A 12,483-nucleotide genomic window follows, 5' to 3' on the forward strand; every position below is an offset into this window, starting at 1 on the left:
GTGAAAGTACGTGTCATTGCCGCCGTTGTGGCCGCACTCCTCGCCGTGGTCGGCACGGTGCTCGTCACCGGATACGTCCAGGCCGCCGATGCCCGTGCCCTGGAGGGCACGGAGACCAAGGAGGTGCTCGTGGTCGAGACCGAGGTGCGGGCCGAGACGCCTGTCGAGGACCTGTCCGAGCACCTGCGCAAGCAGACACTTCCGGTCTCCGCTCTCGCCGAGGATGCCGTGACCGACCTCTCCGAGTTCGAGGGCCGTGTCACTGCCGTCGAGCTCCGGCCGGGCGAGCAGCTGCTGGGCAGCCGTCTCGTCACCCTCAACTCCCTCCAGGAGCCGGGCCGCGTGGCGGTGCCCAAGGAGCTCCAGGAGGTCACCATCCAGGTCAGCGCCGACCGTGTGGTCGGCGGTCAGGTCAAGGCCGGCGACTTCGTCGGGATCTTCGCGTCCTTCGACGAGGGGCCCGGCGACAAGCCAGCCACGGAGCTGGTCTTCCATCGGGTCCTGGTCACCAGTGTCCAGGGCGCACCGGCCGCAGCCGAGGCGAGCGGTGAGGAAGAGGCCACCACCGGTGCGCCTCCTGTCCCAGAGGGGGCGATGCTCGTCACCCTCGCCCAGGACGCGGCCGATGCCGAGAAGACCGTCTTCGCAGCGGAGTTCGGCAGGATCTGGCTGTCGAACCAGCCGGTGGACGCGAAGTGGAACGACGCCGGAGCCAGCATGGAGGACTTCTTCAAATGAGCAGATTCCTACTCGTCACCTCGGACGTGACGTTCGAGCAGCGCGTGCAGACGGCCATCGCCGGCCGGATCCCGGGGTCGGTGCAGACGGTCTACAACACCCAGGTCCCGGACACTCCCGACGAGCTCCTGCGCAAGGTGGTCGGCGAGCTGCCTGCGGTGCTGCTGCTGGGCCCCGGGGTCGACCCGAGCGATGCCCTGCGTCTGGCGTCCGTCTTCGACGTCCAGCACCCCGAGATCAGCCTGGTCCTCGTCGCGGACGCGGATCCTACGCTCGCGCTGGCGGCCATGCGAGCCGGGGTTCGCGACATCCTCGAGCCTCAGGCGGACGCCGACGTCATCCGGGTGTTGCTCGAGCGCGCCTGCCACTCCGCGGACAGCCGGCGGCGCGGACTGATCCCCGATCCGTCCCTGGACTCGGCTCCGTCCCGCCTCGGCGGACGCGTCATCGCGGTGACCTCTCCCAAGGGCGGTGTCGGCAAGACCACCGTGGCCACCAATCTGGCGGTCGGCCTCGGGAAGCTCGCGCCCATGTCGACGGTCCTGGTGGACCTGGACGTGCAGTTCGGCGACGTCGCCGCGGTGCTCAACCTGACCCCCGAGCACACGCTCACGGACGCCGTGACGGGCGCCGCCGCCCAGGACACGATGGTCCTCAAGGCGTTCCTCAGCGTCCATCCCACGTCGATCTACGCCCTCTGCACCCCGGAGTCGCCGGCCGAAGCGGACCTCATCAATGCGGGCCAGATCGGGCACATGCTGGAGCAACTGGCCAGCGAGTTCCAGTTCGTCGTGGTGGATACCGCCCCGGGCCTGGGTGAGCACACCCTGGCAGCTCTGGAGGCGGCGACCGACGTGGTGTTCATCTCCGGTATGGACGTGCCCGGTGTGCGCGGGCTCCGCAAGGAGATCGATGTCCTCACCGAGCTGCAGATGCTGCCCGGCTCCCGGCACATCGTGGTGAACATGGCCGACCGTGCCAGCGGGCTGAGCGTCCAGGACATCGAGTCCACCGTCCGGACGCCGGTGGACGTGGTGGTTCCCCGCTCCAAGGCCGTGACCTACTCCACCAACAAGGGGGAGCCGATCCTCCAGGAGGCGTCGCGGGACAAGGCCGCGAAGGCCCTGAACCAGCTGGTGAGGCGCTTCGATCCCGCCCACTCCACAGCGCCTCGCAAGGCCGTGCACCGACGGGCGGTGCTCCAGTGAAGCTCTCACAACGCCTCGATGCGGCCCGCGGCGTGGCTGCCCCTCCGGTCGCCGAACCCGCGCCGACCGCCGACGACACGGTGGGGGAGGACTTCACCCCCACGTTCGTCGTGGAGGCCCACTCCGCTCCCGTCTCGGTGGCCCCAGCCTCCGATGCTCTCGGTGCGCTCAAGGACCGCGTGGCCGAAGCGCTGTTCGAGCGGATCGGCAGCCGGCTCAACGACTCCGGCCTGACCGAAGCCTCCCTGCAGGTCTACGCCCGCGAGGAACTGACCCAGATCGTCGACGCCGAGCAGGTGCCGCTCACCGTCGAGGAACGCCAGCGCCTCGTCCGGGAGATCAGCGACGACGTCCTCGGCTTCGGACCGCTGCAGCGGTTCCTGGACGACGAGTCCGTGACCGAGATCATGGTCAACGGCCCGGATCACATCTTCATCGAACAGGGCGGCCGGGTCGGTCTCAGCAACGCCCAGTTCAAGTCGGAGGAACATCTGCGCCAGGTGATCGAGAAGATCGTCTCGAAGGTGGGCCGCCGCATCGACGAGTCCTCACCGCTCGTGGACGCCCGGCTCGAGGACGGCTCCCGCGTCAACGCCGTGATTCCTCCGCTGGCGGTCAACGGGTCCTCGCTCACCATCCGCAAGTTCGCCGCGGACCCGCTCAAGGTCGCGGACCTGGTCAAGTTCGGGTCGATGTCGCCGGAGATGGCGGAGCTGCTCAACGCCTGCGTCAAGGCGCACCTGAACATCCTCATCTCCGGCGGAACCGGCACCGGCAAGACGACCCTGCTCAACGTGATGTCCTCGTTCATCCCGCACGACGAGCGGATCATCACCATCGAGGACGCCGTCGAGCTCCAGCTCCAGCAGGAGCATGTGGTGCGCCTGGAGAGCCGCCCGGCGAACATCGAGGGCAAGGGCGAGATCACCATTCGCGACCTCGTCAAGAACTCGTTGCGCATGCGCCCGGACCGCATCGTCGTGGGCGAGTGCCGCGGCGGCGAGGCCCTCGACATGCTGCAGGCCATGAACACCGGTCACGACGGGTCGCTGTCCACCATCCACGCGAACTCGCCGCGCGACGTCATCGCCCGTCTCGAGACCCTCGTGCTCATGGCCGGCATGGACCTTCCCCTGCGCGCCGTGAGGGAGCAGATCGCCTCGGCCATCGACGTCGTCGTCCAGCTGACGCGCCTGCGCGACGGCACCCGGCGCGTCACCCACATCACCGAGGTCCAGGGCATGGAGGGGGAGATCGTGACCCTTCAGGATGCCTTCGTCTTCGACTACAGCGCCGGCGTGGATTCCAACGGCCGATTCCTGGGCAAGGCGATCCCCACCGGAGTGCGTCCTCGGTTCGTGGACCGGTTCGAGGACCTGGGCATCCACGTCTCGCCCAAGGTCTTCGAGATGCCTGGCGAGGCGTCGGCACCCGGACGGGGGCGATGATGGCCGGCGCTCTTGGAACCTTGCTATGCCTTCTGGCGTTGCTGTTGCTGCTGTTCATCACCTTCAGCTCGTCCACGCCGCGACTCCCGGTGGACCGGCGACGGCCACCTCGTCTCGATGAGGCCCCACCCTCCGTGCTCAGCCGGGTCACCGGTATCACCACGAATGCGATCGCCGACACATTGAACCGCCATGGCTGGACTCGTTCCATCACCGATGCCCTGGACCGGGCCGGGCTGCGGCTGTCACCGGCCGACTTCCTGGTGCTGGTCGGCACAGCTGGCCTGGTCTTCGCCATCCTCGGTTTTCTGGTCGGCGGACCTGTCCTGGGGCTGCTGCTGCTCATCCTGGCGCCGGTCGGCGGAAAGTTGTTCCTCACGCTGGCCGTCGGGAAACGTCGGCGGGAGTTCGCCGATCAGCTCGACGACACCCTCCAACTGTTCGCGGGCAGCCTGCGTGCCGGGCACAGCCTCCTGCGCGCCGTTGACGCCGTCTCGCGCGAGGCCCAGGCGCCGACGAGCGAGGAGCTGGCACGCGTGGTCAACCAGACCCGTCTCGGCCGCGACCTCAACAGCGCTCTCGACGAGACGGCGGAACGGATGGCCAACGAGGACTTCAGCTGGGTGTCCCAGGCCATCGGCATCCACCGAGAAGTGGGCGGTGACCTCGCCGAGGTCCTGGACCAGGTCGGACAGACCATCCGGGAACGGAACCAGATCCGCCGCCAGGTCAAATCCTTGAGCGCTGAAGGGAAGATGTCCGCGTACATCCTGATCGCACTTCCCATCATCGTTCCGGGAATCATGACCGTGATGAATCCTGCGTTCATCCAGCCTCTGTTCGAGAGCATCATCGGCTACGGGATTCTCTTCCTTGCCGTGTCCATGCTGACCGTGGGGGCCCTCTGGATGCGCAAGATCGTCAGCTTCAAGTTCTGATCCCCTCCGCCTCGACCTGAACCCAGGAGAATTACCGTGGCATCGACACTTACCATTGCCGCCGTGGCCTTCGGCGCGGCACTGGCTCTGGCGCTGTGGGCCGTGTTCAGCACCGCAGGCGCCTCCGCGCGTCAGGTGCGGAACAACCTGTCGCGCGGTCTCAGTGTGGAAGTCGCCGCTGCAGGAACGCCGATCCGCACGTCAAGCAGCAGTCTGCGCCGTCTGACGACGGCGAAGGGCGTGGCTCGGCTCGATCGTCTGCACGCGTTTGCCGGCCGCCCGGCGGCATGGCCTCTGTCCAGACTGCTCGCTGCCAAACCGCTTCTGGCCGGTGCCGGACTGGGGTTGGGGGTGCTACTCCTCGCCGGCAACGCCAGCGGGAGGATGTTCGCTCTCGTCCTCGTGGTCACAGCGGTGGCCTACTTCGTTCCGGATCTGCTCCTGTACAGCCGCGGCATCGAGCGCCAGCGGGCGATCGGACTGGAGCTGCCCGATACGCTGGACCAGATGCTGATCGCTGTCGAGGCCGGACTCGGCTTCGAGTCGGCAATGTCGCGAGCAGGCGAGAACGGCAAAGGCCCGCTGGCCGAGGAACTGCAGCGCACCCTCGGCGACATGCGGGTGGGCGTCCCCCGCAAGGATGCTTACCTCGCGCTCGAGGAGCGGACCAACGTCCCGGATCTGCGCAGCTTCACTCGCGCCGTGGTGCAAGCGGACGCCTACGGCATCTCGATCAGTTCCGTGCTGCGGACACAGGCCAACGAGATGCGCCTCAAGCGACGGCAGCGGGCCGAGGAGCAGGCCATGAAGATCCCGGTGAAGATCACCGTGCCGCTGATGCTGCTGATCCTGCCGGTCCTGCTGCTGATGATCATGGGGCCTGTGGTGCTCACCGCCATGAAGCAGTTCTGACGCCGGCCGCCGACCTGCGGAGCGGGGCTGCGGCTTGGTGCTCCGCTCCGCAGGTCGGCCGTCGCCTGTGCCGCCGTCCGTCGGCCCGACCGGACATGGCACACAAGCATGACAAAGGCTCGAACCCACATCCGTGGGTTCGAGCCTTGCCGATGTCCTGAGACATCACATGGTCGGGATGACAGGATTTGAACCTGCGACCTCGTCGTCCCGAACGACGCGCGCTACCAAGCTGCGCCACATCCCGTGAAGCATCCGGCCTCGACCGGAAACAACTGCTCCATCATAGCCATCCGGTCCTGCGCGTGGGAAATCGGGCGCCCGCGGCCGTGTCGCACCGCGGCCATGAGCGACCTGCGGACCATTGACCGGGGCGCCGGCCTGTGCTTGTGTGATCGCACAGCACTGCCGATCCGCGGCGGACGTCAGGAGATTCGTCCGTCCGGAGCGTCCGCGGTGCCATGTCCCGGGGGAGGGATCGTGCGTCGACGGGCAGTCAGCACAGGGCTCGCCCCGGCCGTGCTGGCGGTGGCCCTCTTCCTGCCGGCCGACGTCCCGGTCATCGCCCTGCCGGTCGGGACCGACGGCGCCGCCTCGACGGAGGAGATCACGCGGGCCGTCACCGCCGAGCAGCTGGAGGGCCACCTGCGGGCGTTCCAGGATGCCGCGGACGCCCACGGCGGCAACCGCGCCGCCGGAACCGCCGGCTACGGGGCGAGCGTCGACCATGTCGTGGAGCGACTCCGGGCCGCCGGCTACCGCCCCCGGGTGCAGGCCTTCACGTTCCCCTCCGACGAGGAGCACGACGACCACGACGACGACCACGACGACGACCACGGTGAGGGGCCGGCCGCGGAGCCCCGCGTGACGTACAACGTCCTGGCGGACACGGCCACGGGGGACCCGGCCAGCACCGTGCTGGTCGGCGCGCACCTGGACAGCGTGCCGGAGAGCCCCGGTCTCAACGACAACGGCTCCGGCGCCGCAGGTGTCCTCGCCGTGGCCGAGGCCCTGGCCGGCACCGACACGCGGAACAGGGTGCGCTTCGCCTGGTGGGGTGCCGAGGAGGTCAACTACAACGGCGCCGACCACTACGTCTCCGACCTCCGGGCCAACGATCCCGGGGCGTTCGACGACATCGCGCTGTATCTGAACCTCGACATGATCGGCTCCCCGAACTACGGGCGCTTCATCTACGACGGCGACGCATCCGGGGGCGGCTGGCACGACGACTCCGTCGAGGCCCCGGCCGGATCGAAGGCCATCGAGGTGGCGTTCACGGGCTACTTCGAGTCCGTGGCGATGGCTGTCGAGGAGGTGCCGCTCGACGACGGGAGCGACCACCTCGTGTTCGCCGGGGCCGGGATCCCGGTGGGCGGGCTCTTCACCGGCGACACTGGCGAGAAGACGCGGCGGCAGGCGGACCGGTACGGGGGCGAGGCCGGTGTTGACTACGATCCCTGCTACCACTCTGCCTGCGACGACCTGGGCAACGTCGACCTCCAGGTCGTGGAGCAGATGAGCGACGCCACGGCTGCGGTGGTCCTGGGCTTCGCCTCGTCGGCGATCGTGGACGGGGCGCCCCTGCATCCCCCGGATGGATGGCCGGACCGCGGGATGCTCGAGGCTCCGGGCTCGGGCCGCACCTGGGTGCTGGCGGTGGGGGTGGTCGCCGCCATGCTCGTGGCGGCCGGCCTGGTGGCGCGGCGCCGTGCCCGCCGGCGCCGGTGAGCTCTGCACCGGCGAGCGCCTCATCGTGGCGCCTGTCCACCAAGTAGTGGACAAAAGTTATTGACCGGTCGGTAACCCATTTGTGAGCATGTGCAAATCCGAGTCATCCCCCGATGACTGTGAACCGCGTCACGGCCGGGTCACCTCCTGGCCGCCGCTCACCTGGAGGTTCCATGCCCGTCCGCACGCCCAGTCACTGGATCACCGCGGCCGCCCTGGCCGGCGCCCTGACTCTCACGGCGACCAGTGCCGTCGCAGCCCCCACCCGCGACACCAGCAACAACAACACCACCCACAAGATCACCCAGGCCGTCTCCCAGCAGAAGTTCACGGAGCACCTGAACGCGTTCCAGGCGATCGCGGAGGCCAACGACGGCAACCGCGCCTCCGGCACGTCCGGCTACCGGGCCAGCGTCGACTACGTCGTCCAGAAGCTGCAGGCCGCCGGCTACACCCCGGAGGTCCAGGAGTTCACCTTCCCGTACTTCCAGGAGGTCAGCCCGGCCACGGTCAGCGCGGACGGCGTCCAGCTCGCCGCCGAGGACGTCGCCGTGATGACGTACTCCGGCACCGGGTCGGTCACCGCCCCGGTGCAGGCCGTGGACACCGACGGCACCGCGGGCACCTCGACCAGCGGCTGCGAGGCCGAGGACTTCGCGGACTTCGTGCCGGGCAGCGTCGCCCTGATCCAGCGCGGCGCCTGTTCCTTCGCCACGAAGGCCGCCAACGCGGAGGCCGCCGGCGCGAGCGCCGTGCTGATCTTCAACAACGGCGCCGCGGGCAGCGAAGGCCTCCTCAACGGCACCCTGGGCTCCCCGGAGGCGACCTCCCTGCCGACTGTCGGGCTGAGCCACCAGGCCGGTGTGGACCTGCTCGACGCCCAGGAGGTCACGGTCGCCACGGACACCGTCTCGGCGACCCGCACCACCTACAACGTCCTCGCCGAGACCGGCGCGGGCGACCCCGGGAACACGGTGGTGGTCGGCGCCCACCTGGACGGCGTGCTCGAAGGCGCCGGCATCAGCGACAACGGCACCGGGTCGGCGGGCATCCTCGCCATCGCGGAGGCCATGGCCAAGACGAAGACCGAGAACAACGTCCGCTTCGCCTGGTGGGGCGCGGAGGAGCTCGGCCTGCTGGGCGCCGAGCACTACGTCCAGGACCTCGCGGCGAACGATCCGCAGGCGCTCGAGGACATCGCGCTGTACCTGAACTTCGACATGATCGGCTCCCCGAACTACGGCCGGTTCGTCTACGACGGCGACGCCTCCGCCTTCGACCCCGGTGACACGAACGTCCCCGAGGGGTCGGGTGCCATCGAGGCGGCGTTCCACGAGTACTTCGCCTCGGCCGGGCTGACCTCCGGCGAGACGGAGTTCAGCGGCCGCAGTGACTACGGGCCCTTCATCGAGGTCGGCGTGCCCTCCGGTGGTCTGTTCACGGGTGCCGAGGGCGTGAAGACCGAGGAGCAGGCCGCGCTGTTCGGCGGCCAGGCCGGTGTCGCCTACGACTCCTGCTACCACTCCGCGTGCGACGACATCTCCAACGTGAACCTGCAGGGCATGGAGGAGATGTCCGACGCCGCCGCGGCCGTCGTGCTCCGGTACGCGATGTCCACGCACGACGTCAACGGCGAGGGCCGGCCCTACCAGCAGAAGGGCAAGGGCGCCGTCGGCCACCCGCAGGGCAAGGACCGCGGCCACGGCCCGCACTCCGAGCACGGTCGCGGCCACGGGCACGGCCACGACAAGGCGGCCGCCTGACGGCCTCCGCGCACGAGTGCTCCACGGCCCCGCCCCCGGCAGTCCACGCCGGGGGCGGGGCCGTTCCCTGCCACAATCCGTCCGGTCGTTGTGCCGCCGGGCGGCGCCTGGGATTCTGTGCACATCGCTCCATCAGCTCGGTGGAGCCGCTGTCCGGGACGAGCTCCCGGACGGCCCCTTCCCCGGGAGACCCCATGCGCCACCGCACCCATCACCACCGGACCGAGGCCCCCGCGGCCGCCACGGTGTCCGTCAGTCCTTTCGGCAGCGGCGCCGGCAGCGTCGGTGCCCCGAGCCCCGGAGCCCCTCACCCCGGCGCCCCGACACCCGACGACGTGGCCGCCGCAGCGCCGACCGCGCCGAGGTGGTCCCGGTGACCGCGGCAGAGGTGCCCTCCAACCAGGTGCTGGAGCACCTCGAGGTGTTCCAGGCCATCGCCAACGCCAACGACGGCAACCGGGCCTCGGGCACGTCCGGCTACCGGGGCAGCGTGGACTACGTGGTCGGCCGGCTGCGGGCCGCGGGCTACGCCCCGCGGGTCCAGGAGTTCACGTTCCCCTTCTTCCAGGCGCTCGGCCCGGCCACGGTCAGCGCCGGCGGCCGGGCGCTGCCCGCGGAGGACGTGGCGGTGATGACGTACTCCGGTTCCGGCACCGTGACCGCCACGGTGCAGGCCGTGGGGACCACCGGGGAGCCAGCGGCGAGCACCAGCGGGTGCCAGGCCGAGGACTTCGCCGGATTCGTGCCGGGGAACATCGCGCTGCTGCAGCGGGGCACGTGCTCCTTCGGGACGAAGGCCGCCCACGCCCAGGCCGCCGGGGCGTCCGCCGTGCTGATCTTCAACACGGGCCTGCCCGGCGAGGAGGACGTGGTCGCCGGCACCCTCGGTGAGCCGGGTGGGGTGACCGTCCCGGTGGTCGGCCTCAGCCACGCCGCCGGCAGGGCGCTGCTGGGCGCGGGCGAGGTGACGGTCAGCACGCAGACCGTCTCGGAGAGCCGGGAGACCTTCAACGTCCTCGCCGAGACGAGCACGGGCGAGCCCGGGAGCACGGTCATGGTGGGCGCCCACCTGGACAGCGTGCCGGAGGGGCCGGGGATCAACGACAACGCCTCCGGCTCCGCGGGGATCCTGGCCGTCGCCGAGGCGCTCGCGGACACGGAGACCGTCAACCGCGTCCGCTTCGCCTGGTGGGGCGCCGAGGAGCTGGGTCTGCTGGGGTCCCGGCACTACGTCACGGACCTGAAGTCCAACGACCCCGGGACGCTGGAGACGATCGCGCTGTACCTGAACTTCGACATGATCGGCTCCCCGAACCACGGCCGCTTCGTCTACGACGGCGACGCCTCGGCCTTCGGCCCGGAGGACGGCTCGGTGCCCGCACCGCCCGGATCGGCGGCGATCGAGGCGGCCTTCCACGAGCATTTCGGCTCCGTGGGGCTGGCCTCCGGCGAGACCGAGTTCAGCGGCCGCAGCGACTACGGCCCCTTCATCGCCGAGGGCGTGCCCTCCGGCGGGCTGTTCACGGGCGCCGAGGGGATCAAGACCGTGGAGCAGGCCGCGCTGTTCGGCGGCCGGGCCGGGATCGGCTACGACTTCTGCTACCACGCGGCGTGCGACGACCTCAGCAACATCGACCTCCGGACGCTCGACGAGATGACCGCTGCGGCCTCCGCCGTGGTCCGGCGCTTCGCCGGCTCCTCCCTGGAGGACCTCGAGGAGGTGGGGCGGCGGATGCGCAGCGCTGTGGGGGCCATTCCGGCTGCCGCGGTCGACCAGGGCCACGGCCCCGGCAACGCCGCCGAGGACCGGCAGGCGCAGTGAGGCGAGCGCCGCGGCACCGGCGCCCCGGCACAGGCACAGGCACAGGCACAGCGACACCGTCCCAGCGACACCCTCCCGGCGACGCCATTCCGACGACGCCGCCACCATGGCGCCGGCGCGGCGGGGCCGCCGGGCCGGAGTCGATGATCTCGCCACAATCCGTCCGGTCATTGTGCCTCTGACCTGGAGCTGAGATTCTGTGCGCAGAGCTCCACCCGTCCGGTGGAGCCGATGACGGACACGGTCGAGCCCCCGATCGGCCCCCGGCCCCGGGAGGACCCATGCCGTACCGCACACCCCGCCGTTGGACCGTGGCCGCGGCCCTGGCCGGCACCCTGGCGTTCTCCGCGCCGGGCGCCGTGGCGGCCCCGCCGGGGATCGACGACGCCGGGGCGGCGGCCGGGACCGCCGTGGCCGTGCCGCCGGAGCGGGTGCTGGAGCACCTCGAGGTGTTCCAGGCCGTCGCCCACGCCAACGGCGGCAACCGGGCCTCCGGCACGCCCGGCTACCGGGGCAGCGCGGACTACGTGCTCGGCCGGCTCCGGGCCGCCGGCTACGCCCCGCGGGTCCAGGAGTTCACGTTCCCGTTCTTCCAGGAGGTCGTGCCCGCGACCGTCGCCGTGTCCGGCCCCGGCGGGGTCCCCCGGACCCTGACCGCCGAGGAGGCGGCCGTGATGGTCTACTCCGGCTCCGGCACGGTGACCGCACCGGTCCAGGCCGTGGACACCACCGGCGCCCGGGAGGCGAGCACCAGCGGCTGCGAGACGGAGGACTTCGCCGGCTTCACCGCGGGGAACATCGCGCTGCTCCAGCGCGGCACGTGCACCTTCGCGGTGAAGGCGGCCAACGCGCAGGCGGCCGGCGCGTCCGCCGTGCTGATCTTCAACACCGGTCTGCCCGGGGAGGAGGGCGTGGTCGCCGGAACGCTGGGAGAGCCCGGCGCCACCACCCTTCCCGTGGTGGGCCTCAGCCACGCCGTCGGCACCGCGTTGCTGGGCGGGGGCGAGGTGACCGTGACGGCGCAGACGGTGTCCGAGAACCGCCGGACCGTCAACGTCCTCGCCGAGACGCGCACGGGCGACCCCGGGAACACGGTGATGGTCGGCGCCCACCTGGACAGCGTGCTCGAGGGCGCGGGGATCAACGACAACGGCTCGGGCTCCGCGGGGATCCTGGCCGTCGCCGAGGCCCTTGCGGACACGGAGACCGCCAACCGGGTGCGCTTCGCGTGGTGGGGGGCGGAGGAGTTCGGCCTGCGCGGCTCCCAGCACTACGTCGCCGACCTCAAGGCCCGGGATCCCGGGGCGCTCGAGGACGTCGCGCTGTACCTGAACTTCGACATGATCGGCTCCCCGAACTACGGCCGCTTCGTCTACGACGGCGACCACTCCGCGTTCCCGCCGGTGCAGGGCCCCGAGGGCCCGGTGACGGCCCCGGCGGGCTCGGCGGCGATCGAGGCGGCCTTCCACGAGCACTTCGGCTCCGTGGGCCTGGCCTCCGGCGAGACCGAGTTCAGCGGCCGCAGCGACTACGGGCCGTTCATCGCCGAGGGCATCCCCTCGGGCGGGCTCTTCACGGGCGCCGAGGGGATCAAGACGGCGGAGCAGGCCGCGCTGTTCGGCGGCCGGGCCGGTGTCGCCTACGACTTCTGCTACCACGGCGCGTGCGACGACCTCGCCAACGTCGACCTCCAGGGGCTGCGCGAGATGACCGACGCGGCGGCCGCCGTGGTGCTGCGCTTCGCGGCCTCCACCCAGGATCTCGACGACGCGCAGGAGGCCGGGCAGCCGGGGAGCACCGAGCTCCCGCTCGGTCCCGCGACCGTGGACCAGGGCGACGGCCCGCGCAGCGCCGCCGCTGAGCCGGCGGCGCGCTGAGGGGCCGGCCGCAGGACCGGCGCGCGGGAGCAGGGACGGGGCCGGC

9 protein-coding genes and 1 tRNA gene are annotated in these 12,483 nt (G+C 70.8%); 9 read left to right on the top strand and 1 reads right to left on the bottom strand.

Annotated elements, in window-relative coordinates:
• The 5 genes from cpaB to QYM41_RS06585 are packed head-to-tail and all read left to right on the top strand — an operon-like array spanning window position 1 to window position 5,244.
• Window positions 1-738, top strand: a complete 738-nt coding sequence (cpaB, locus tag QYM41_RS06565) for a Flp pilus assembly protein CpaB (protein ID WP_368798949.1) — start codon at window positions 1-3, stop codon at window positions 736-738.
• On the top strand, window positions 735-1,946 hold the full coding sequence (locus QYM41_RS06570; protein WP_368798950.1) for a CpaE/TadZ family protein: 1,212 nt from the start codon (window positions 735-737) through the stop codon (window positions 1,944-1,946). Before cpaB ends, QYM41_RS06570 begins: the two co-directional genes overlap by 4 nt.
• Window positions 1,943-3,394 carry a TadA family conjugal transfer-associated ATPase gene (locus tag QYM41_RS06575; protein WP_438612557.1) on the top strand — a complete coding sequence of 484 codons (1,452 nt, stop codon included), beginning with the start codon at window positions 1,943-1,945 and terminating at the stop codon, window positions 3,392-3,394. The genes QYM41_RS06570 and QYM41_RS06575 overlap by 4 nt, the downstream gene beginning before the upstream one ends.
• Window positions 3,395-3,432: 38 nt before the next feature.
• Window positions 3,433-4,332: a type II secretion system F family protein gene (locus QYM41_RS06580; RefSeq protein ID WP_368798952.1), complete on the top strand. Its 900-nt coding sequence runs from the start codon at window positions 3,433-3,435 to the stop codon at window positions 4,330-4,332.
• Between the two features lie 36 nt (window positions 4,333-4,368).
• Complete coding sequence (locus tag QYM41_RS06585; protein ID WP_368798953.1) at window positions 4,369-5,244, top strand: type II secretion system F family protein; 876 nt, start codon at window positions 4,369-4,371, stop codon at window positions 5,242-5,244.
• A 170-nt stretch (window positions 5,245-5,414) separates the two neighbouring features.
• On the opposite strand, the gene QYM41_RS06590 is transcribed toward QYM41_RS06585, so the two are convergent.
• A tRNA-Pro gene (locus QYM41_RS06590) sits at window positions 5,415-5,491 on the bottom strand.
• 233 nt (window positions 5,492-5,724) lie between these two features.
• On the opposite strand from QYM41_RS06590, the gene QYM41_RS06595 reads away from it, so the two are divergent.
• From QYM41_RS06595 to QYM41_RS06610, 4 genes are all read left to right on the top strand, one after another.
• A complete protein-coding gene (locus tag QYM41_RS06595) occupies window positions 5,725-6,975 on the top strand; it encodes a M28 family peptidase (protein WP_368798954.1) in 1,251 nt (416 codons plus the stop codon).
• A gap of 173 nt (window positions 6,976-7,148) precedes the next feature.
• Entirely contained in the window at window positions 7,149-8,738 is a 1,590-nt protein-coding gene (locus QYM41_RS06600; protein ID WP_368798955.1) for a M20/M25/M40 family metallo-hydrolase, read from the top strand.
• Window positions 8,739-9,111: 373 nt separating this feature from the next.
• Entirely contained in the window at window positions 9,112-10,560 is a 1,449-nt protein-coding gene (locus QYM41_RS06605; RefSeq protein WP_368798956.1) for a M28 family peptidase, read from the top strand.
• 281 nt (window positions 10,561-10,841) lie between these two features.
• A complete protein-coding gene (locus QYM41_RS06610) occupies window positions 10,842-12,437 on the top strand; it encodes a M28 family peptidase (protein ID WP_368798957.1) in 1,596 nt (531 codons plus the stop codon).
• The last annotated feature ends 46 nt before the right edge of the window (window positions 12,438-12,483 follow it).

The sequence above is a fragment of the Kocuria oxytropis genome, from assembly GCF_040981195.1.
GTDB classification, from domain to species: domain Bacteria; phylum Actinomycetota; class Actinomycetes; order Actinomycetales; family Micrococcaceae; genus Kocuria; species Kocuria oxytropis.